This is a genomic window from Lacibacter luteus (assembly GCF_004118265.1).
In the GTDB taxonomy this organism is placed as follows: domain Bacteria; phylum Bacteroidota; class Bacteroidia; order Chitinophagales; family Chitinophagaceae; genus Lacibacter; species Lacibacter luteus.
The window spans coordinates 202,712-226,011 of record NZ_SDHW01000008.1; the positions used below are offsets into that span (position 1 = coordinate 202,712).

The 23,300-nt window shown below is 40.6% G+C and carries 13 protein-coding genes; 8 read left to right on the forward strand and 5 right to left on the reverse strand.

Going from position 1 to position 23,300, the window contains the following annotated elements; all coding sequences use genetic code 11:
* Nucleotides 1–18: 18 nt before the first annotated feature.
* Both ESA94_RS20155 and rpsT read right to left on the reverse strand, forming a co-directional pair.
* Nucleotides 19–2,283, reverse strand: coding sequence for an endonuclease (locus tag ESA94_RS20155; RefSeq protein WP_129132757.1), 2,265 nt, complete (start codon nucleotides 2,281–2,283; stop codon nucleotides 19–21).
* A 90-nt stretch (nucleotides 2,284–2,373) separates the two neighbouring features.
* Nucleotides 2,374–2,628, reverse strand: a complete 255-nt coding sequence (gene rpsT, locus ESA94_RS20160; RefSeq protein ID WP_129132758.1) for a 30S ribosomal protein S20 — start codon at nucleotides 2,626–2,628, stop codon at nucleotides 2,374–2,376.
* A 345-nt stretch (nucleotides 2,629–2,973) separates the two neighbouring features.
* On the opposite strand from rpsT, the gene ESA94_RS20165 reads away from it, so the two are divergent.
* From ESA94_RS20165 to ESA94_RS20195, 7 genes are all read left to right on the forward strand, one after another.
* Complete coding sequence (locus tag ESA94_RS20165; RefSeq protein ID WP_129132759.1) at nucleotides 2,974–5,736, forward strand: 2-oxoglutarate dehydrogenase E1 component; 2,763 nt, start codon at nucleotides 2,974–2,976, stop codon at nucleotides 5,734–5,736.
* Between the two features lie 159 nt (nucleotides 5,737–5,895).
* A complete protein-coding gene (locus ESA94_RS20170; protein WP_129132760.1) occupies nucleotides 5,896–8,655 on the forward strand; it encodes a T9SS type A sorting domain-containing protein in 2,760 nt (919 codons plus the stop codon).
* Between the two features lie 115 nt (nucleotides 8,656–8,770).
* Nucleotides 8,771–12,064, forward strand: a complete 3,294-nt coding sequence (locus ESA94_RS20175; protein ID WP_129132761.1) for a toxin-antitoxin system YwqK family antitoxin — start codon at nucleotides 8,771–8,773, stop codon at nucleotides 12,062–12,064.
* Between the two features lie 4 nt (nucleotides 12,065–12,068).
* Nucleotides 12,069–13,976, forward strand: coding sequence for a DUF3857 domain-containing protein (locus tag ESA94_RS20180; protein WP_129132762.1), 1,908 nt, complete (start codon nucleotides 12,069–12,071; stop codon nucleotides 13,974–13,976).
* 26 nt (nucleotides 13,977–14,002) lie between these two features.
* Entirely contained in the window at nucleotides 14,003–15,967 is a 1,965-nt protein-coding gene (locus tag ESA94_RS20185; RefSeq protein ID WP_129132763.1) for a DUF3857 domain-containing protein, read from the forward strand.
* A gap of 135 nt (nucleotides 15,968–16,102) precedes the next feature.
* Nucleotides 16,103–17,317, forward strand: coding sequence for a 2-oxoglutarate dehydrogenase complex dihydrolipoyllysine-residue succinyltransferase (gene odhB / locus ESA94_RS20190; RefSeq protein WP_129132764.1), 1,215 nt, complete (start codon nucleotides 16,103–16,105; stop codon nucleotides 17,315–17,317).
* 97 nt (nucleotides 17,318–17,414) lie between these two features.
* Complete coding sequence (locus tag ESA94_RS20195) at nucleotides 17,415–18,590, forward strand: RsmB/NOP family class I SAM-dependent RNA methyltransferase (RefSeq protein ID WP_129132765.1); 1,176 nt, start codon at nucleotides 17,415–17,417, stop codon at nucleotides 18,588–18,590.
* 2 nt (nucleotides 18,591–18,592) lie between these two features.
* Here ESA94_RS20195 and ESA94_RS20200 read toward each other — a convergent pair whose 3' ends face one another.
* The 3 genes from ESA94_RS20200 to mnmA form a co-directional block, all read right to left on the reverse strand.
* The gene (locus tag ESA94_RS20200) at nucleotides 18,593–20,581 is read right to left on the reverse strand and encodes a S8 family serine peptidase (RefSeq protein WP_129132766.1); all 1,989 of its coding nucleotides are present in this window, start codon (nucleotides 20,579–20,581) and stop codon (nucleotides 18,593–18,595) included.
* 18 nt (nucleotides 20,582–20,599) lie between these two features.
* The gene (locus ESA94_RS20205) at nucleotides 20,600–21,304 is read right to left on the reverse strand and encodes a hypothetical protein (RefSeq protein WP_164972810.1); all 705 of its coding nucleotides are present in this window, start codon (nucleotides 21,302–21,304) and stop codon (nucleotides 20,600–20,602) included.
* 232 nt (nucleotides 21,305–21,536) lie between these two features.
* Complete coding sequence (gene mnmA / locus ESA94_RS20210) at nucleotides 21,537–22,652, reverse strand: tRNA 2-thiouridine(34) synthase MnmA (RefSeq protein ID WP_129132768.1); 1,116 nt, start codon at nucleotides 22,650–22,652, stop codon at nucleotides 21,537–21,539.
* A 174-nt stretch (nucleotides 22,653–22,826) separates the two neighbouring features.
* Here mnmA and ESA94_RS20215 point away from each other — a divergent pair, with 174 nt between their 5' ends.
* The gene (locus ESA94_RS20215) at nucleotides 22,827–23,258 is read left to right on the forward strand and encodes a single-stranded DNA-binding protein (RefSeq protein ID WP_129132769.1); all 432 of its coding nucleotides are present in this window, start codon (nucleotides 22,827–22,829) and stop codon (nucleotides 23,256–23,258) included.
* Nucleotides 23,259–23,300 lie beyond the last annotated feature (42 nt).

Here is a 23,300-nt window from a genome sequence, read left to right on the forward strand (position 1 = left end):
ATAATCGGTTATAACTGCTTACTGCACCACAAATGTTTTGGTACTGATGCTGTTTTTGTTCGTTATTTTCAGCACATACATTCCTTTTCGGATGTTAACCGTTTCAAGTGTAACAATTGTTTTGCCAGCGGGTAACACTATGTTGCTGATGATGCGTCCTGTTAAATCTGTTACCTGTATAGTACTGTTAGATGTAAATGCACGATCGAGTTGAAGAGTGGTAGTGGATTGCGTTACAGGATTAGGATACAAACGGAAACCATCACTTGCATTGTTTGTAATGCTTGTAACAGGGGTTGTTGTAAGCAAACCCGTGCAACTCCAAACAGCCGATACCCATTCCGGATGGTCGATAAACGGATTACGGTTGCCCTGTATTACAAATACAGAATCGTTGCGGTCAATTTCTTTCTGACTAACGGGGTCCTGTACATGCCATTTGTATAAGAGTTGAAGATGCCAGTCGTCAAAAACCTGGTACGATGTGCCGTTTAATACAGCGTTGGCAGTTCCATTATTTTGCCATCCCGCAACAGCATTTTCATAACGTGTAGCCATATAGAGTTGTGCACGGGCAAAATCGCCTTTGTAAGCATCGATCGGTTCAAAAACAATTCCTGTGTAACTAAAATTATTACCTGTTCCCAGCTTGCTTCCGTTTTGTGTTGTTGTTGTTGCACTTGCAACTTCGCCAAAAGGATAATTACTTCTGATGTTGTTTACATAGCCGTCCGTGGGGAAGAGGTGATTGATATCGCTGTACATCGGATACCCATCAGCAAACCAGCTGGAAGGAAAACTATGTTCACGGTTAAAGCAATCCCCTTCTTTACTGTAGTTACCACATTGGTTGGTTACAAATGTAAAAGTGTATGGTTCTGCACCATTCGGGTTGTCGCTGTACATATCCCATACAATGTCGGCAGTATTGGCATCGTTCCTGCGTTTATCGGTTCTTGCATGCGCTTCCCACACCCCGGGTGTATAGGTTAACTGAGTTGAACCGGTAGAAATAATACCTGCCAATGCTGTTTTTAATGAAGAACAGCTTAAGCCGTTTGCTGCATCGTAATAGTTTGCAGGCAGGTTGCCGTTTGTATTGGTTGTTGCTTTTGAATCGATATAAACCTGTGTTGAATAATAAGGTTCACCGGTACATTCTGCATTGGCAGAAAAGATAAAGAAGTAATAAGTTGTGTTTTTTGTTAAACCTGTTGCTGTAAATGTTGTTGCAGAACTGTAAGAAACAACAATACCTCCGCCTAAGGACTGCCCGGTTGTATAAGTTGTGCCGTTAACAGGAGCAGCACTTAATGAATTAACGCTGTTGCGAACTACGAGGTAACGATTGGCAGATGCCGCAGCTGTAAAAGATCCGCTGATACTCGTGTTGGTAGCCGTAAATCCCAGGGCTGTTGGAGCTGCTGTTGGAGTTATACATGCAGGTAATGCAGTTGTGGCTGCTGATGCTGTAAGTGCTGATGTGATTAAATAGTTTGGCCCGCCCGAACAGCTTGAATTGTTATATGCATAAACAAAATAATAATAAGTTGTTGCTGCCGTTAAGCCTGAAGCATTAAAATTTGTTGAAGAGCCTGTTGTAATAACTGTTCCTCCACCCAGCGATTGACCTGCGGTGTATGCCGTGCCATCCAGAGGTTGAGAAGACAGGCTGGAACTTGTGCTTTTTACAACTAGGTAACCATCTGCTACAGGCGATGCGGCCGAAAAACTTCCGCCCATACTAGTGGTTGCAGGCGTAAGGTTTAACGCAGTGGGCTGGGCTATTGGTTCGGTACAGGCAGGAGAGGTGCTTGCAGCTGTCCATGTAACATCATCAATAACTATTCGCAAGCCACTTGTTATCTGTTTTATTTCCAGGTTAAAAGTGCCTGTAATATTGATGTTGTTGATTGTGGCCGTTGCAACTGTAGCAGTTGGATTTGCTGTGCCAACCAAATTACCATTTATTCTTATTTCCAACACGCTGCCACTACCCGTAAATACCTGCAAATGTTTAAAGCTGAGATTGCCAACGCCATTTGGGATATTGTTACATGTTACAGAGCCGTTGCGGATGCAAATTGCTTTATTACTGCTGGTAATAACCTGGTCGGTACGTGCATCCGTTGCCTGCCAGGCTAAACCATTATCACCAGTCCAGTCCCTGGTTGCATAAGCGCTGGATGATGCTGGAATATTTGTAAACGTTTCAGTACCCTGTGCTGCCAAGGAAAGCACAAAGGCAAAAACTAAAATAAGCGTTACGTAAAGTTTTCTCATTGCTTCGTTTGGTTATAGTATAAGATAAAAATAAAAAAACCCGTCTGAAACAGACGGGTTGAAGAATATCTTTCGATTAAATGTGTACAATTATGCTAAAGCGTTCACTTTCTTCGTAAGCTTACTCTTTAAGTTAGCAGCTTTGTTCTTGTGAATAACACCACGCTTTGCCAATTTGTCGATCATCGCGGCAACAGCAGGTAATTGCTCACCAGCTTCTTTGCCGGTTGTAATTGCCTGGAGATCACGGATAGCGTTACGGGTAGTTTTACCGTAGTAACGGTTACGATCTCTGCGCTTTGCACTCTGACGAACGTCTTTTTTGGTAGCCTTATGATTTGCCATATCTTATTTTTTCGGACGGCAAAGGTAGGGGAAAAATTCAAAAATCAGCGGAAGTAGAAGAGTTTTTTTACTTGCCTTCAGAATTTGACTGATCTATTAATCGAAACACCTGTTTTTTGAGCTTCTGTTATAAAACTACGCAAACGTTCCCACACCGAAATTTTAGAAAAGAGTTACTGTTATTATCCTGTAAAGCACCTGTTTCTGTTAACAGATGTTTGTTCTAAATGCCTGTGAATTAAAGCAAAAAATGACAAAATGAAGTAGGTTATCTGAACGGTCATTGATGAAAACAACCGATATTTGTGCTCCTTTTTAAAGATTGATACGATCATTTTCTTGCACATGAAAGATTTTCAATACATCACCGCCTCTCATCCGCAGTTTATAGAAAGTTTATACCAGGATTTTGTAAAGGATCCCAACAGTGTTGACCCTGAAATGAAAAAATTCTTCGAAGGGTTCGATTTTGCTGTTGGCAGCGGAGCTGCAAACGGAAGCGCTTCTCCCAACGGGGCTGCTTCAACAACTTCAGGCAGCACTGCATTCGGTATCGACTGGATGCGTGAAATTATGGCTTACCGCATGATCCTTGGCTATCGCAACAAAGGTCATTTGCTTGCTAAAACCAATCCTATCCGTAAGCGTAAAGACCGTGGTGCTAATATTGAACTGGCGTTTTATGGTTTCAGCGAAGCAGATCTCGACAAACCGTTTCACGCAGGGCAATTGATTGGGTTGGGTACAACATCACTCCGAAATATTCAGAATCATCTGGAGAAATGCTATGCTTCGCATGTAGGTGTGGAGTTTAAATACATCAGCGATCAAAAGAAAGTAGATTTCTTAACCAATGCTTTTGAAAAAGAGTTTCATCAACCATTGGCTATTAATAAACGTCGCCGTGTTCTGGAAAAATTAAACCAGGGTGTGATGTTCGAAAAATTCCTTCACACCAAATACATTGGGCAAAAGCGTTTTTCGCTTGAAGGTGGTGAAACAACTATTGCAGCATTAGACGCAATTATAAATACAGCTGCAAACAACGATGTGCAGGAGGTTGTAATTGGTATGGCACATCGTGGACGTTTGAATGTGCTCGCCAACATTATGGGCAAAACCTACGAACAGATTTTCAGTGAGTTTGAAGGTACTGCCAAGTTGGACCAAACCATGGGTAGCGGCGACGTAAAATACCACATGGGTTATGGCAGTGAAGTGGAAACGCTGGATGGCAAAACCATTCACCTTAAATTAATGCCAAACCCTTCGCATCTTGAAGCGGTAGATCCTGTTGTGGTTGGTTTCAGCCGTGCAAAGGCCGACATTATGTACGGCAGCGAATTCGATAAAATTCTTCCTATTCTTATACATGGCGATGCTTCAGTAGCAGGACAGGGTGTTGTATACGAAGTATTGCAGATGAGCTACCTCAAAGGTTATTACACCGGAGGTACTATGCACTTTGTAATTAATAACCAGATTGGCTTTACTACCGATTTTAATGATGCCCGCAGTGCCGACTATTGTACGTCGCTTGCATCAATGGTGCAGGCGCCCGTATTTCATGTAAATGGTGATGATGCAGAAGCAGTGGTGAAGTGTGTAGAAATTGCAACACGTTATCGTCAGGAGTTTAACAGCGATGTGTTTATTGATATGGTGTGTTATCGTAAGCACGGTCATAACGAAGGTGATGATCCGAAGTTTACGCAACCGCATTTGTATGCGTTGATCGATAAACATCCGAACCCACGGGAAGTGTACACCAATTACCTGCTGCAAAACGGCGAAGAAGATGCAAAAGCATTAGCACAGGAAATGGAAAAGAAATTCTGGAGCGATTTGCAGGAACGTTTGGATGAAGTAAAACAAAATCCACTGCCTTATCACTACCAGGCTCCGGAACTTGCATGGAAAAGTTTACGCAGAGCAACAGCAGAAGATTTTTTACAATCGCCTGTAACTGCAATTAAAGATGCAGCGTTTGATAAATTGTTTACTGCAATCATGAATGTGCCTGCCGACTTTAAACCCTTGAAGAAGGTTGAAAAGATCATCCAGGATAAAATTAAACTTTACAACGACGAACAAAAAATAGATTGGGCAACAGGAGAGTTATTGGCCTATGCCAGTCTTATTGCAGAAGGAAACGATGTGCGTATGAGCGGACAGGATGTTCGCCGTGGTACATTCTCTCATCGTCATGCTGTTTTGCGTGATGAGAATACAGACAAAGCTTACAACCGTCTTTCGAATATTGAAGGGGCAACCGGTCATTTCCGTATTTATAACTCTTTGCTGAGTGAGTATGGTGTACTTGGGTTTGAATATGGTTATGCTATGGCCAACCCCAATGCATTGGTACTATGGGAAGCTCAGTTTGGTGATTTCAGCAATGGAGCACAAACTATGATCGATCAGTTTATTGCAGCAGGCGAACAGAAATGGAACCGTATGAACGGTGTTACCATGTTATTGCCTCATGGATATGAAGGACAAGGCCCTGAACACAGCAGTGCACGTTTAGAACGTTACCTGCAAATGTGTGCAGAGCTGAATATGATCGTTACCAACATTACAACTGCAGCAAACTTCTTCCATGTATTGCGTCGTCAGTTGGCATGGTCGTTCCGTAAACCATTGATCAATTTTGCACCAAAAGCAAATCTGCGTCATCCGGGAACCTACTCGTTGAAAGAAGAATTTTTGAATGGTGGATTTAAAGAAGTGATCGACGATCCAACAAGTCCTGATGCTACACAGGTGAAGAAAGTATTCTTCTGCAGTGGTAAAATGTATTTCGATCTGGCAGAGCGTAAAGCAAAAGACAATCGTACAGATGTGGCGATTGTTCGTCTAGAACAGATCTATCCTTTACCGGTGCAACAGCTTACTGCGTTGTATAACAAGTACAGCAAAGCAACCTGGTTCTGGGTACAGGAAGAGCCGCTCAACATGGGTGCAGCATCGTTCCTGCAAATGAATCTGAAAGACATCAACTACGGTGTTATCAGCCGCCAGGCATCTGCGTCAACTGCAACAGGATACAACAAAGTACACCAGCAGGAGCAGGCCGAAATTATTGAAACAGCATTTACGCTTTAGTAATCAGCTAAAGCTTTATCTAACCCTTGACCGAAACGGCCAAGGGTTTTTTTATTAGCGTCTGCACAATTACCAATGGATACTGCACACTTATAACTATTTTTTGGGGGCGAATACATTGTGCCGTATTTTGAACTGTTACTCAAACACCCGAAATAAATGTCCCTGAAAAATTCCCCAGCGCTTACCTTCTTTGTACTTCTTTCTTTTTCACTTTTTAGCCTGCAGGCTCAGCAGAATCCTTTCTTCAATCGGGTAAGTAAATCAAAAACCAAAGTAAAGCCTGTTATCAATGCAAGAGTTACCGGTACTGATAGTATTGGATTTGGCGGTGAACCGGGAGTGGTTTGGGAGCGATTGGTTGGCGAAGTGTTTCCGGAACATTCGTCGTCAATCTATGTTGACGGGTTAGAAAAACTAAGTGATGGCAATTTTGTTTTTTGTGCATCATTTGCCACTGGCATTGCTGGTAATGAATTTCGTAGTCTAATTGCTAAAATAACAACGCAAGGTCAGCTTTTGTGGAAAAAGGAGTTAGGTTTTCAGAATATGAATTTGCTTTCGCCTATTTATCCAACTACTGATGGCGGAGTTATTACATTCGGCACTATTTCGCAACTTGACTCTGCATTTAATTTTAATACAACAGTTGTAAAGCTTACCTCAACAGGGGCAATTGAGTGGCAACAGGTGTTAACATCATCTATAAACAATTGGTATGAAACAATATCGGCTAGCAATGATGGAGGTTACATTGTAACGGGTCAAGCAGTTGTTTCTTTTACAGATAGTTGCTTGGGCAATATACAATATGATTCAACTTACTCGATACTTACAAAACTCAATAATCAGGGCCAATTTCAATGGACAAAAAAGAATTTCATTACTGTTTCCAGTGATCCTGGCTTCTTCCAAAAAATCACGAGAGTCAGTAGTGGGTATTTATTAATGAGCAGCTATTTAGTGAAGCAAAAAATTGGTTCTTGCTTTTCTTCGGAAAAAGGAGAACAGGCTTTGTTAATAAAATTTGATAACAATGGAAATTTGCAATGGAAAAAAGAGTATGGGGGAAAAAGGAATGATCTTGTATTGCATATGAGATTGCTGCCCGACTCAACCCTTTTACTTTTAGGCTCAACTAATTCAACAGATGGCGATATGTCAGGAATTCATTCCGATTCGTTAAAGAATGTAGCCTGGAAGCTAATATTAAACGACACAGGAAAGATAATTAGTAATCAAGTGTATGGTTTAGGGAAAGCAAAATACCCTTTTTTCATAGGGAGCTGCGTAAATAGCGATTCATCCTATTTGTTGCTTGGGTTAGAGGATGTTTTTGATTCGACAGGTAATCAAGAACTATATGACAGTCACATAATAAAAATAGGCAAAAACACAGTTGAGGAATGGAGAGCACTATATCCAAATAAATACATCACTTTTATTGAGCAGTCTAATATAAATAATTGGATGTTTGCTGGCTCTCTCGGTAATTTCGAAACCGACATTTTCGGTCGTCTCGGTACCACCAGCAACATCACCGGCTCTGTTTATTACGATCTCAATAAAAACAATACAAAAGATGCAAATGAACCGTATGCGAACAGGCATCTCGTAACATCCGAAAAAAATAATTACAGCCGCAGCAGTGTTGCACAAAACGGATGGTTCAGAAATGATGTTGATACAGGTATATACAAAACAACTGTAAAGCTTAACAATGATTATTATTTATCGGTGCCGGCCGAAAGGCAAACAACATTTACATCGCTTTTTCAAAACGATACTGTTCATTTTGCTATGCAACCTGTAGCAGGTAAACGGGATTTAAGTATAAATCTTTTACCGCTTACTCCTGCAAGACCGGGCTTTAATGCTTCGTATAAACTCATCTTCCGCAATAACGGTACAGATACCATTACAAACGGAGCAGCTGTTGTGCTGAAAGATTCACGCACTACTATCGTATCAACTGTTCCTGCAACCACGGTTGTTCGTGGCGATAGTTTAGTGTGGTTGTTTGGTGCCTTCAAACCATTTGATGAATACACGATCAATATCGAACTGAAAACTGCAGCTCCGCCAACGTTGAATAATGGCGATACATTACGTTATGTGGCAGCCATTATTCCTTCAACGGGTATCGGTACCGATCTTACACCGTTGGATGATACGGCACGACTTGCACAGGTTGTTGTTGGTTCTTACGATCCTAACGATAAGCAGGAAAATGTTGCGGGAAAAATTCCATTGGCAAAAATTACAAGCGGAGAAGATATTCAATACCTCATCCGTTTCCAGAACACCGGTACAGATACTGCATTTACAGTACAGATAACCGACACACTGGATGCAAAACTCAACTGGAATAGTTTTCAAATGATCGCAGCCAGTCATCCCTATAAAATAACGGTGAAAGATGGTAATAAAATTACCTGGACGTTCAGTAACATCAATCTGCCCGACAGTAACCGAAACAGTTTGTTAAGCAACGGTTTTATTTCATTTAAAATAAAAGCCAAAACAAGCCTGGCAGCAGGCGATTATTTCCAAAATAAAGCTTCTATTTATTTTGATTATAATTTGCCTGTTATTACGAATACTGCTACCACTGTTGTGTCAACAGCCGTTATTACTGCTGTAAGACTGGTTGTAAATACAGATATGCAATTATTGGCAATGCCCAACCCATCAGGTGGCGATCTGTATATAAAATTAAGTGGCAAACTGAACGGTAAATTCGAGTACACTGTTGTAGATATGTTTGGCAGGGTGCTTCAGCAAAAAGCACTGGAGCGGAGCAGCTCTTCAGACGTGCAGCTCATACCGTTGCGGTTGAACAATCTGAGCAAAGGGGTTTATTTCATTATAGTCCGTCAAAAAGAAAAACAATGGAAACAGCAGATCATTATTCAGTAGAAAGAAGCGGTACTACAGACGGCAGGCTATATCGGCCAAAATGCAGTTTGGCTTTGTTTTTTTAATTATTTTCATTACCTGATCATTGTAAAAACATTTTTCAAATTCAATCAATATGAAGAGCAAAGTAAAGTTTATTGCTTGCCTGTTACTCACTATCTGTACGCAACAACTATCTGCACAGTCTGTACCGGTTAAGTCGCCCGACTCAAGACCCATCCTGCTTAAGGGTGTAGAGCACTACGAAAAAGGGGAATATAAGAATGCGGTTAAGGAGTTTGGCGCTGTACACGCAAACGACACCAGCTATTTGTTATCCCTCTACGAAAAAGCATTGGCCCTGCAACAGGATTCATCGTACTCCGAAGCGTTGCAAACCATTAATCTTGCATTAACCGGTTTTCATACAGAAAGTATACACGACTATTTTGTATTAAAAGCCAACATTCTCGATGATATGGGAAAATCGGAAGAGGCTTTGCGGTTGTATGATTCGATCTTAAAAATTTTCCCTGCTTCGCAAACAATACGTTCGCAGAAAGTAACTACACTTGTTCGTTTGAAACGATACGATGAAGCCGAAGCGCTTGCAAAGGAATGTGTGGTAATGAATTTTCTCAGTCCGCTGCACCATTACAAAATGGGTGTTGTTGCATACCAGCAAGGTAAAATTGTACCTACTTTAATGGCAATGATGATGGCGCAGGTGGTAAGCCCGTCAAACAATAATGTAAACAGAATTGTTACCTACCTCAGCAGTATAAGTAATGCAAAAGATGAAACACTCGAAGCACAGCAACGACGTACAGGCGACAACTACCCCGACAATTTCAGCAGGGTTGAGCAGATCATTTTTTCAAAAGTAGCATTCGATAAAGGTTACAAAGTAAAATTCAATCTTGATGACAATATCTTCAAGCAGATCAATGTAATGCTGGAGAAACTGGAGTACGATGAATCGAGCGACGATCCGTATATGCAACTCTATGTTCCTTATTTTAAACAGGTGTTTGCCGATAAAAAAGTAGAGGTAATGCTTAACCATGCATTCAGTGGCTTAACCATCGATGCAATTGCTTCTTACATGAAGAAAAATAAATCGGAAGTATCGGCTTTTGGTAAAGAAGCATTTGCATATGTGGATATGATTCGCAGTACAAGAGTCATCAATTATAAAGAACGGCAAACGGCTCCACGCTTTTATCATTTTGATGAGAATCGTTTTTATGCCGAAGGTAAAATGGTAGGCGAGGGTGGCGAAGGCTACTGGAAATTTTATTTTCCTGATGGCTATTTGAAAGCGGAAGGAGAATTGCTGAATAACGAACGCAATGGCACCTGGAAGTTTTATCACGAAACAGGTAAAGTGGAAAGCGTAGAGCAATTCAAAAAAGGAGTATCAGACGGACCGGTAACAGTTTATTATTCAACTGGTGCATTAAAAAGAACACTTGCTTATAAAGATGGAAAAGCTGAAGGTGTTGCAAAAAGCTACAGCTTATACGGAGTGGTAACCAACGAAGAAAATTATGTAAACAATGAGCAGGATGGCAAGCAGACATATTACTATAACGATGGTAAAATAAAATCGGAATTTAATTACAAGGCCGGTAAAGCAGATGGCCCTTATGTAATGTACTATGGCAATAAAGTTATTAAAGAGCAGGGAGGTTATAAAGAAGATGAGCTTGATGGGGAAGTGAAAGTATTTTTTACAGATGGAAAGCTGAAAGGAATTTACAATTACAGCAAAGGAAAAACAGTTGGCACCTGGAGTTATTTTCATCGTAATGGAAAACCAGATTATAAAGTTGAAATGACGGAGAAAGGAGCACAGGGCGAAGTGCTGCATTACGATGATAAAGGTGGTCTCTCTTCAAAAGAAACCTACAAGGATGGTATTAATATTGGTGTAACAGAGTATTATCATAAAGGCAAACCATACGTTTATTATAAGAGCAGTGCAAAAGGAAAAACCAACGAAGTGCGTTATGTTGATTCGTTAGGTAACGAAAAACTGCTGAATAAGCGTTCGGGGAAAGTATGGCCTGTTGCTTTTTATAGTGCCTATGGATATAAAATGAGTGATAAGCAATTTAACCAGGACGAAGAACTTACAAATGAAGCACTTTATTATAATACACAAGGTGTGCCTGTTTTAAAAGAATGGTATAAAGATGGTTTGCTCGAAGGCAAAACGCAATCCTGGTATTACAATAAAACAATAAAAGAGGAAACGGAATATGTTGCCGGTAAAAAAACAGGCATAGTCAAATCTTATTTTCCAAACGGAAAATTATCTACTGTTTCGTTTTACGATGAAGATGTGCTTGTAGATTACCAATTTGATTATTCAATTAAAGGAGCATTGCAGAGTAAATACTTTTTTGCAGGTGGTGAAAAGACAGGATATGGCATCAGCAACTATGCCGATGGTACACCATTTTACGAAGAACGTTATCTGAATGGCTGGATTACGGAAGTAACCCAATTTGATGCAAACGGCAAACGTATGGCTCCTATCCGTTTCGAAAATGGTAAGGGAATCTACAAGCTGGTTTATCCCAATGGCAAAACATATTACGAGTTGCCTTTGTTAAACGGCGTATGGGAAGGAATGCAGAAATCGTATTACCCCGATGGAAAGTTGATGAATGAGATTATGTTTAAGAACGATGAGAAGAACGGCGTTGCAAAATACTACTACTTAAACGGTAAGCTTAGCCTGGAAGGGTCTTATCTCTACGATTTAAAAACAGGTGTATGGAAATCGTACAGCGAAGAGGGTGTGCTGGAGTACGAAGAGTATTATGTAGATGGTTTTCAGGAAGGGAAAGCGAAATACTACGATAACGGAAAACTCGAACGTGAAATTGAATATAAAGAAGGCGACAGAAATGGAACTGCAAAATATTATGGAGAGTCCGGAGAAACAGCGTTTGAGATCTATTATGACGATGGAATGATTACTGCATATGCTTATCCCGACCGTACAAAGAAAATGCAGAAGCCGATACAGCTTGTTAATTTTACCGGAACAATTGAGCCTTATTACAGTAATGGTAATAAAGCAGCGTTTATAGAAGTGGCGGCAGGTGTTTACAATGGCAAGTTCCGGTTGTATAACGAAAAGGGAATTGTTACATACGAGTCAACCGATGAGTACGGTTATACAAATGGTGCGGTTAAATCGTTTTACGATAACGGCAAGCCGAAAGTTGAGTATACACAAACCTACGACTTAACAGATGGCGTGTTGAAAGAGTATTACCCCGATGGAAAAATAAAAACAGAAGCAACCTACGATGCGGGCAACTTACACGGCTTATATAAAATTTACGACCAAACAGGTAAGTTAATTGAAACACGTGTGTATTACCAAGGCTATATAAGAGAAATTAAAAAGTAATTGAATGAAGATTTTATTTTCAACAGTGTGCTTATTCTTTTTTGCAGGAGTATTTGCGCAGAATAAAAAGATAGATGTAAATGCTGTTATGCAGCAGTTTCCCGATGCAATGGCGGTATGGCTTGAGCGTAAAACCGATATTGAACTTACGTGGAAGAACGGTGAAATAAAAGTGCAGCAGCAGGAGTTTGAAGATATGCTCTTTACAAAAGATGAGTCTTCGAACTTTGCAGGATCGAACAGTGTGTATTTCAGTTATTTTTATAAGCTGAAAAACTGGGATGCATTTACACTGTTACCCGATGGCAAAAAAATTAAAGTAACCAACTCTACAACGAAGAGCCGCAGCAGTTTTGTTTTTTACGACGATTCAAAAGAGATTGAGTTTCTGTATCCGGCAATCAGCAAAGGAGCAAGAGGTGTTACCAATGTGGAGTATGAGTTAACTGATCCGCATTTACTTTCTCCGTTTTATTTCGAAAATTATTTTCCTACAGCTTCAGGTACAATCTCCATTACATATCCCGAAGAGCTGGAGTTGAATTATCTCGTTAAGGGAAATAAGGATATTGTACAGGTTAAAAAAGAATCGAAGAAAGGTAAAACCACACTTACGTTTGAAGCGCACAATGTTGCTCCTGTTAATTTTTATGGGGATGCACCGCCTTCTTCTTATTTTTTAACACATGTGATCTTTTACATTCAAAAAGCAAAAACAACAAAGGGTGGATTGGAGCCATATCTTGGTACAACAAAAGAGCTGGCGAAACACTACTATTCAAACATTGCCGAACTGGATATTGCAGGCGGCAAAGAAGTGAAAGAAGTTACAGATTCACTTATTAAAGGATTGCGTACGCAGGAAGAAAAAGCGAAAGCTATTTACAAGTTTGTACAGCAGAGTGTGCGTTACATTGCATTTGAAGAAGGTATGGGAGGGTTTGTTCCCCGTAATCCGGAACTGGTTTGTACACGCCGCTATGGCGATTGTAAAGATAAATCGGCCTTGCTGGTATCGATGTTGCGTTATGCAGGATTGAAAGCTGAGTTTACCTGGATCGGTTCACGGCAATTGCCTTATCGTTATTCAGAAGTGCCGTTGCCCATTACCGACGATCATATGATCTGTGCATTAGAGCTGAACGGAAAAACAATTTTTCTCGATGCTACCGATTCGTACATACCGTTCGAAACACCCGCATCACACATACAGGGAAAAGAGGCATTCATTGTTTCAAGCCCCGATCAGTTCAAGATCATTACAGTACCCACTGCAGAGCCCGGCTATTCTTTGTTTGATGACACGACCTACCTGCGTATCGAAAACAAACAGTTAAAAGGGAAAATTAAAATTCATACAACCGGTTACGAAACAAACGATCTGCTGCACAGGCTCGAATCCCGTACCGGCAAAGCGAGAGAAGAATATTTGCAGGCTTATTGTTACCGTGGCAACAACAAAGTGTCTATTAAAAATATTAAAGTGGATATTGATACGCTGGCACATCATGCAGTGATCTCTGCCGATTTTGAATTACCGGATTATGCCAAATTTTTAAGCAACGAAGTGTACATCAATATGAATCTGCTGAAGATTTACACGGGGCAGGAAATTGATTATCCGAAACGGAAAATTCCGATTGAGTACGATTTTAAATCAACAATGCGGCATGTGGTAGTGCTCGATCTTGCAGATGGTTATAAAGTAAACGAAGTACCTGCATTAAAAAGTTACCAGAACGATGTATGGGGTGTACAGCTGAGCAGCAAACAGGCCGACGGTAAATTGTATTACACCCGTGAGTTTAAGAACAATAATTTATATCTCTATCCCGATGCGTTTGAAAAATGGAACAAGGTTTTGGAAAACCTGTTTCCTGTGTACAAACAATCAACCGTGATATCAAAATAAAACAACGACTTATTAAATAACATTTCATGAAAAAAGTAACCCTGTTATCCTTTAGTCTTTTTCTGTTGCTGCATGTTGTTGCACAAACTACAGTAACATACAAAGGCTTTACACTGGCAGCTAATCCCGAGCTGCACAAAGTGGCAAATGAGTTTACAACAGAAAGTGCGGTATTTGTAAAAGATGCACGCAAGCTGGAGCTTGTTCCTTCGCCCAAAGGCATCGATTTTTACAGCAGCTATCATAAAATTATCCGTGTAAACGATGAAAAGGGAATTGAGAATTTCAACAAGATCTATATTCCTGTAAGCAGTTATATGGAGCTTGTGCAGATAAAAGCAAGAGCAATAACACCGGGTAATAAAGTAATTGACGTTGCACCCGATGCAATTAAAGATTATAAAGATGAAGATGGTGAGTTTAAAATTTTTGCTGTTGATGGTATAAGCAAGGGTACTGAAATTGAATATACCTACACCGTAAAACGTTCGCCGTTTTTCTTTGGTAAAGAAGTTGTACAATCACGTTTTCCGGTGCAGGAATCTTCTGTTGAAATTGTTTCGCCTGCTACCATCAAGTTCGAGGCAAAGTCGTTCAACATTAAAACAGAACCTGCAGAAGAACTGGACGAAGAAAAAAATCAACGTGTTATCCGTTTTACCGCTGCTAATGTGCCTTCGTATACCGATGAGAAGTATGCCAATGTGCGACCCGGCCTGATACAGGTACAGTACAAATTATCGTACACGCAAAACAGGGGTATGAACGTGCGCATGTTTACCTGGAATGAGTTGGCAAAAGATGTGTATGATAGCTACAACCAGTTCAGCAAAAAAGAAAAAGAAGTTGCAAAAGATCTGTTGAAGAAGACTGATATCAAAACAGCAACAACAGATGAACAGAAAATAAAGCTGATTGAGAACTATGTAAAGAACAACATTAAAACAGGTGAAGATGTAGATGGTGAAGATTTTGAAGATTTCAATAAAATTCAACGTAACAAAATTGCTACCAATAAAGCCATCAGCCGTTTAACCTGCGCAATGTTGCAGGAAGTTGAAGTGAAATATGAAGTTGTTGTAGCGGCCGACAGAGAAGAGTACTTAATTGAACGCAGTTTTGAAAACTGGAATCATGCACAAAACCTCGTATTGTATTTTCCTGCAGTAAAACAATACATCGCACCATCGTCTTATTTGTTCCGTTACCCGTTTATTCCACCATCATGGGCAGGTACAAACGGTTTGTATTGCGTACCTGTTGAGGTTGGTGAAATGAAATCGGCAATGGCAGAAGTAAAAGCTATTCCGATGATGGCTGCTTCAAGAAGTCATCACGACCTTGAAACAGAACTTACTTTTAACAAAGCAGGCGATACTGTATTTGTAAATACTAAGCACATTCATTCCGGTTACGATGCAGCGTACTATAAAGCACAGTTTATTTTTCTGCCGCCCGATGAACAGAAAAAGTTTTTAAAAGAAATGGCAAAGAATTCGGGCAAAACAGAAAACATCATCAGCCATGAATTAAAAAATAAAGAACTGGAAATAACAGATGAGGATAAGCCATTTGTGGTTGACCTGAAACTGGCATCGGTTGATTTGATTGAAAATGCCGGCAGTAAGATTTTATTGAAAGTAGGAGAGTGCATAGGGCCACAGGTGGAAATGTACAACGAACGTGAACGCCAGTTTGATATTGAAATTGATTTTCCGCATTTCCTCAATCGCAAAATTGTACTGAATATTCCTGAAGGATATAAAGTAAAAAACCCCGACGATCTGAAGTTTAATCTGTCGTACAGCAGTGGTACAAAAACAACCATGGCGTTCATCAGTACATGGAAGCAGGAGGGTAACAAACTCATTATTGATGTTACAGAACAGTACAACCAGATAAAATGGCCTAAAACCGATTACGACAATTTTGTAAAAGTAATTAATGCTGCCGCCGACTTTAATAAGGTAGTGCTGGTACTCGAAAAGTAATAACGAACAATCATTCAGTTTAAAATGCCCGGTTCAATCCGGGCATTTTTATTTTATATCGGGCAACAAAGCAGGTTATTTCTTAGGGAACAATTGATTTTTCCCCGAAATTTGCAACACTTTCAACCAATCAGTATGATAGATATAAAAGTTCCGACCGTAGGTGAGTCAATTAGTGAAGTAACATTATTAAAATGGACCAAACCCAACGGTGCATGGGTAGAAAGAGATGAGGTAATTGCGGAACTGGAAAGTGAAAAAGCAACATTTGAAATTAATGCTGAGCAGGCCGGTGTATTGATTTACGGAGCACAGGAAGGCGATACCTTAAAGATTGGTGATATAGCCTGCCAGATCGATGAAACTGCTCCTAAGCCCGAAGGCGCTGCCGCCCCTGTTGCTGAAGCTCCAAAAAAAGAAGAAGCAAAATCGACTGCTCCGGTTACAGCTGTAGCAAACGATATTAAAGCTACTCCTGTAGCTGCTGCAATTATTGCCGATAAAAAAGTTGATCCGCAAAGCATTAAACCATCGGGCACCGGTGGCCGTATTTTAAAAGATGATGTGTTGAACGCATTGTCTAACCCCGGCAAACAAGCATACAAAGCTGCAGAATTGAACAGCCGCAATGTACGTAAGGAGAAAATGAGTAACCTGCGTAAAACCATCAGCCGCCGTCTTGTTGAAAGTAAGAACACCACTGCCATGCTCACCACTTTTAATGAAGTGGATATGGGCCGTATTATGGAAGTTCGCAGCAAATACAAAGACAAGTTTAAAGAAATGCATGGTGTAAACCTCGGCTTTATGAGCTTCTTTGCAAAAGCATGTGCTATTGCATTGGGCGAATGGCCTGCAGTAAACGCCTACATCGATGCAGAAGAAATTGTGTACCACGATTATGCAGATATTTCTATTGCCGTTTCTACACCACGTGGTTTAACAGTACCTGTTATGCGCAATGTAGAAAGTATGAGTATGGCCGATGTTGAAAAGAAAGTTGTGGAGCTTGCAGGTAAAGCAAGAGATAACAAGTTAACAATGGAAGAACTTACCGGCGGTACCTTCACAATCACCAATGGTGGTGTGTTTGGTTCGTTAATGAGTACGCCCATTATTAACCTGCCGCAAAGTGCAATTTTAGGTATGCACAAAATTCAGGAACGCCCAATGGCAGTAAACGGCCAGGTTGTTATCCGCCCCATGATGTATTTGGCATTAAGTTATGATCACCGCATTATAGATGGAAGAGAGAGTGTGAGCTTTTTAGTAAGAGTAAAAGAATTGCTGGAAAATCCCGAACTGTTATTGTTCGGAAAAGATCCGGTAAAGACTCTGTTGGAAGTATAAAACACCTCGTAACTTCTAACGGTTACTTGCACATGAACGTTCTGCCATCAGCAGAACGTTTTTAGTTTTATCAATCCTTATTCTTTTCTTTGCGGGTATGAGCCGTTATTATTCCTATATCAATTCTGCCAAAGAAATTATTGCGGCTTACAGCGGTGCAGAGCCTTTTGCATCGCATCTTAAAAAACAGTTTGCAGCCAACAAAAAGTTTGGAAGTAAAGACAGGAAACAGATATCGCAGCTTTGTTATTGTTATTTCCGTTTAGGTAATTCATTACCGGAATTTACAGTTGAAGAAAAGTTGCTGGCAGGTTTGTTTCTCTGTAATCGGTCTTCGAACGATCTCCTCAAGCATTTAAAGCCAGAGTGGAATGATGTAATTGAAACAGCTTTTGAAAGCAAATTGCAGATGATGAAAAGAGATGTAAATGCATCAACTGTTTTTCCATTTACCGGTGAGTTGAGTGCAGGAATTGATGTTGATGAATTTGCATTCAGTCACCTGCAGCAACCCGATCTTTTTCTTCGCATACGCCCCGGTAGAAAAGAAACCGTACTGCATCAATTAAAAGCTGCGGCTGTTTCATTTCAAATGCAGGGCGATACTACGATTGTACTGCTCAATGCAACAAAGATCGAAGAGCTTATTATGCTCAATAAAGATGCAGTAGTACAGGATTACAGTTCGCAAAGAGTGGGTGAATTACTATTAAACCTTAAACCTCAAACCTTAAATCCTAAACCCTCTGTGTGGGATTGCTGTGCAGCCAGCGGTGGTAAATCCATCATGGCAAAAGATATATTGGGTGATATTGATTTAACCGTAACCGATGTGCGAGAAAGCATTCTTATCAACTTAAAAAAGCGCTTTGCTGAAGCCGGTATAAAGAATTACAACAGTAAGGTGGTAGATCTTTCCAATTCACCACTCACTATTCACTATTCACCATTCGATCTCATCCTCGCCGATGTTCCCTGCTCCGGTTCGGGAACATGGGGAAGAACACCCGAACAACTTTCTTTTTTCAACAACGGATCAATTGAAACATATAGTGCATTGCAACGAAAGATCTGTTTTAATGCAATAACGAAATTGAAACCGGGCGGCTACTTTCTCTACATCACCTGTTCTGTGTTTAAAAAAGAAAATGAAGAGAATGTGCAATGGCTGCAAAACGAATTGAAACTGCAATTGATAAAACAGGAATTATTGATCGGCTATACAATAAAAGCTGATACGATGTTTGCTGCTCTATTGCAAAAGCCGGAGTAAGCTTATTGTTTTATGAAACCGCTACTGCTGTAACGTTCGCCGTTTTTAAAAACTACTAAAAGATATTTTCCCGATGGCATTGTACGAAGGTTGATCTGTTTGGTTGCAGCTCCGCTTGGTTTATTGTACAACTCCTGTTGCACAACTTTGCCTTGTACATTTACGATTTGTATTACAAAGTTGCCATTGCTTTGCTCTTTAAACTGTGCAAATAATTTGCCTGTACTTGCCGGGTTGGGGAAGAGTTTTATTTTTTCATTACTTGCTGCGGGATCAAGAATGTTGGTAGTTGCACAACTGCTGCCTGCTGTTACCGAAACCGAATCGATGGCATATGCACGATAGCTTGTTGTATTGGTATCCATTACCTGTGTAATTCGGTATTGAATAATGCCGCTTACCTGCATTGCATCATTTATTGAATAATTCTGTGCAGAAAAAACAGTTCCTTTCGCCGCTACTGTTTGTATTACAGAATAATTTGTTTCGCCGGGAAGCTTTCGTTCAACTTTGTATTGCATCGATGCAATGTCTTTACTGCCCCATTGAATAGTTGCAGTACAATTATTAACAGAACTGTTTGCTGTTGAAAGTTCGGCAACAAGTAAACCCACTGCAGTCTTCATGTCGGGTAAGCCGTAACCATATTGCGGTTGTGGCGAAAGGTATTTGTCGCTGCTTTTGTGCAGTGTTGTAATTATTTTTTGATTGTTTACTTCGGGAAACAGTTGCCACAAACAAGTGGCGAGTCCGGCCATATTGGGTGCAGAGAAAGAGGTGCCGTTGCTTGTGCCGGGAGTTCCTGAGGTTGTTGATATTGTTGCTCCTTGTCCTAATGAAACAACGTCGGCTTTCACCTGTCCGTCACTTGTTGGACCAAAGCTGGAAAATGCAGCAATAAGATTACTGCTGTTAACAGCACCAACTGCAAGCACACTATCTCCATCTGCAGGCGCAACTAAAAATTTCCAGCTTTTATCACCTTCGTTGCCGTTACTGTTTACAACAAGCAAACCTTTTTTTGCAGCCATATCGGCATGCTTACTCACAATAGTTGTGTTGCCATTCATTTGTGCATAAGTATGATCGTACGCTGTGTTGTCGAAAGTGGAATAGCCAACAGAAGAAGAGATCACATCAACACCTGCACTGTCTGCATATTCTGCTCCAAGTGCCCAATTGTATTCTTCAATTAATTGCTCGGTAAAAACATCTTCAGTACGTAACAGGAAAAAAGAAGCATGCGGTGCAGAACCTGTAAATACTCCCGGTTTGTTCGATGCAACTGTAGATAAACATTGCATGCCATGGGCGTTATCTTCGTTTACACTTACTTCATTCAATACAAAATCTTTGGTTGCAAGAAAGCGGTTTTGTAAGCGAACACTATCAAACAATGGGTTGGTTAAATAACCAAAGAAGCCTCCATCTAAAAAAGCCATATACATATTATGGCCGGTTGCGCCAATGTTATGCAGAAAATCACCATTGTGCATTTTCACCTGTGTAGAAGAAGCGCCGTATTGAAAAACATCAGCGGCTATTTGTTGGTTTCGTTCGTTAGCAGGTAATGCTGTTACAACAGGATTGTTCTTTACAATTTTGCCTTTATAAGTTGAGCGTAAAGCAATGCTGTCTTTCGATTTTACAAAAGAAAAACTGTTGATCTTATTCAAGGCAGCTGCATCTGTTGTCTGTATCATAACAGCATTGATCCAACGTAAGCGTCCAAGGATAGTTACAATGCCGGCAGTGCGGATGCTGTCAACATATTTTTCAACAACAGGCAAATCAGTACTGTCAATGGAAATGTTGTAACGTGTGCGTCGTTCAATTGCACGTGCAGATAAATAAGCCGAAGGTTGTGTAAGTGAAAAACCTGTTTCAGATTTACTTGTTAGGTAAACTATGTATTTGCTCTGCTGGCCTTTACTGTTTATTGCAAAAAGCAATAATACAAGTATGGTAAAGTAAAGCCGCAGGTAATTCATGCAAACACAAATTCAGAATTAGTTTTTGTCGATCATCCACATTTTAATACCAAAACCAATGCGAACGGGATTGTAAGTAACAACTACGTTTGGAGCTGTGCCGGTTGTACGGGGGTTAGGTTGATTTTCCCATAAAATAAATTCTTTGTACACCAGGCCAACATTCTTTGCATACTTTTCAAGCGAAAGTTCACGTGATGCAAATGAGGTGTCGGTTCTCATTGGAACATTTTCTGCTGAATCGATATGCAGAACAGTAGTAACATCGGGAATCGTGTTTGCGCCGATCTTTTCGCTGGCATTTAATGTGCCGTATTTGAATTCCCATAAATCCATATTGGCATCAATGCTTAACGGAAACTCCGGGTTAAACGGACGATCGGGTAAATAAGAATTGCCTTTCCAAAGAAAACCTTCTTTAACAGGAAGCTTTAAACGAAGTACACGAAGATTGTTTTCGGTTACTTCAAGCCCTTTATCAACAGGCGTAATGGTGTATGTTCCGTTTTGTACCCATGGGCCAATACCCAACGAGTCGGTAATATAAGTTGCCACAACCCAAGTTGGTCGGTTTTGATTATCGGTCGATTGACGTTCAACCAAATGTTTTACTCTGTATCGATGGGTTTCTTCTGCTTTGCCGGAATTGGTAAAAACAAGTGAGTCTAAACGATAAGTAATATATTTTCCTGTCTGGAGGGGAAGGAGTTCGTCAATTTTCATGGTCTCCAGTGTTTCGCTTTGTTTACAACTGAAGAGAAGGGTAAGCATGCAAACCGCAGCAAGGGTTATTTTTCGGAAGAGAACGGTTTTACTTCGATTGAATTTCATAAAGCTAAGTTAGTTAATGATTTCGGGTTTTGTATGTTGTTAAGTGTCAAAACCACCGCAGTTTGCTGCACGAAAAAAGGTACGCACTGCGTACCTTAAACGTTTATCCGGGAAAATCATTGTATTAAAAGATCGGTTTTCGCATAATGATGCCGCCACCTACAACTTCGTCGCCTTCGTAAAATACTGCGCTTTGGCCCGGAGCAATTCCTTTTGCGTCTTCATAAAAACGAACATTTACAGTACCATCCTCATTCGGGTAGAGGTTTGCCAGCGTTCCTTTGTCTTTATAACGGATTTTGGCGGTTACTTCCATACCTGGCGTAAGGCTGTCGTATTTCAACAGGTTAAGTTTTCCTACCTGCATTTCCATACGGTTCAAATCTTCTTCATCGCCCAGTACAACAGTATTTGTTTCGGGAACAATTTCTGTTACAAATACAGGTTTACCAAACGTAATATCTAAACCTTTTCGTTGCCCGATGGTGTAAAAAGGATAGCCTTTATGCTGACCGAGAACTTTACCCGTTTTATCTACAAAATTTCCGCCGTTTACCTGCTCTTCCAATCCTTCTACCCGGCGTTTTAAGAAACCACGGTAATCGTTGTCGGGCACAAAGCAAATTTCATAGCTTTCGGCCTTTTTTGCCAGTTCGGGATAGCCATAGTCCAGAGCCATTTGGCGGATCTCCGTTTTACGGTAATTACCCAAGGGTAATAATGTACGGCTCAGCAGGTCTTGTTCCAGCCCCCACAAAACATAACTCTGATCTTTGGTTTCATCTTTTCCTTTGCTGATGTAGTAACGGCCATTTTCATGTTGATGAATATTGGCATAATGCCCGGTTGCAATAAAATCGCAATTCATGGCATCGGCACGCTTCAGCAAAGCACGCCACTTAATATGTGTATTACATAAAACGCAGGGGTTGGGTGTACGGCCGGCTAAGTATTCATCCACAAAATTGTTGATCACAAAATCGCCAAACTCATCTCTAATGTCGAGGATATAATGTGGAAACCCATGTTGCACTGCTGCAGCACGTGCATCGTTAAAACTATCAAGGTTGCAACAGCCAGTTTCCTTCTTACCCTTTGCGCCTGTTCCACTGCTGGCATAATCCCATGTTTTCATGGTAATGCCCACTACTTCGTAACCCTCATGGTGCAACATGAGAGCCGTAACGGTACTGTCGATACCGCCACTCATTGCTACTAAAACTTTTCCTTTACGGCTCATGATAAAAATATTTTCCTTGCTTTTTTACAAAGACAAGATGCAAAATTACAGGAAAACAGCGGTTGAAGACGAAGGCGTCGAACTGTGGAATAAAATCTGAATACTTGTTAGTGGTTATGCTGAAAAAATACCTACTTTGGCCGTTCGATTAATTAAGTACATAAAAAATAAGCTATGATCAAGTTACAGGTTATCGGAAATTTGGGAAGGGATTGTGTTACCAACACAGTGAATGGAAAGAACGTTATGAATTTCACCGTTGCACACACAGAAAAGTTTAAAGACAGTACCGGCGCACAGCGTGAAAAAACGATTTGGGTTGATTGTGCCTATTGGAGCGATCGTACAGGTATAGCACCATACTTAAAAAAAGGAACACAGGTATATGTTGAAGGTGCACCCGAAGTGCGTACTTACCAAACACAGGATGGCAAAAGCGGCGCAGCATTATCGGTTCGTGTATCGAGCATTCAGCTTTTAGGCAGCCGTTCATCTGAAGGAAACGGCGGTGGTGGTTATCAGCAACAGGGTGGTGGTTACAGTGCACCATCTCCATCAATGGAACCACCAATTGGCGGCGATGTAGCAGATGACTTACCGTTTTAATAAATAGAGATAAAATTCTTAAGAGCCTCGTTTACAAATTGT

Coding starts and splice junctions, on each gene's coding strand:
- ESA94_RS20175 (WP_129132761.1), top strand. CDS start 8,771: ATGAAGAGCAAAGTAAAGTTTATTGCTTGCCTGTTACTCACTATCTGT.
- ESA94_RS20215 (WP_129132769.1), top strand. CDS start 22,827: ATGATCAAGTTACAGGTTATCGGAAATTTGGGAAGGGATTGTGTTACC.
- ESA94_RS20180 (WP_129132762.1), top strand. CDS start 12,069: ATGAAGATTTTATTTTCAACAGTGTGCTTATTCTTTTTTGCAGGAGTA.
- ESA94_RS20165 (WP_129132759.1), top strand. CDS start 2,974: ATGAAAGATTTTCAATACATCACCGCCTCTCATCCGCAGTTTATAGAA.
- ESA94_RS20170 (WP_129132760.1), top strand. CDS start 5,896: ATGTCCCTGAAAAATTCCCCAGCGCTTACCTTCTTTGTACTTCTTTCT.
- ESA94_RS20200 (WP_129132766.1), bottom strand. CDS start 20,581: ATGAATTACCTGCGGCTTTACTTTACCATACTTGTATTATTGCTTTTT.
- ESA94_RS20155 (WP_129132757.1), bottom strand. CDS start 2,283: ATGAGAAAACTTTACGTAACGCTTATTTTAGTTTTTGCCTTTGTGCTT.
- ESA94_RS20195 (WP_129132765.1), top strand. CDS start 17,415: ATGAGCCGTTATTATTCCTATATCAATTCTGCCAAAGAAATTATTGCG.
- rpsT (WP_129132758.1), bottom strand. CDS start 2,628: ATGGCAAATCATAAGGCTACCAAAAAAGACGTTCGTCAGAGTGCAAAG.
- odhB (WP_129132764.1), top strand. CDS start 16,103: ATGATAGATATAAAAGTTCCGACCGTAGGTGAGTCAATTAGTGAAGTA.
- mnmA (WP_129132768.1), bottom strand. CDS start 22,652: ATGAGCCGTAAAGGAAAAGTTTTAGTAGCAATGAGTGGCGGTATCGAC.
- ESA94_RS20185 (WP_129132763.1), top strand. CDS start 14,003: ATGAAAAAAGTAACCCTGTTATCCTTTAGTCTTTTTCTGTTGCTGCAT.
- ESA94_RS20205 (WP_164972810.1), bottom strand. CDS start 21,304: ATGAAAATTGACGAACTCCTTCCCCTCCAGACAGGAAAATATATTACT.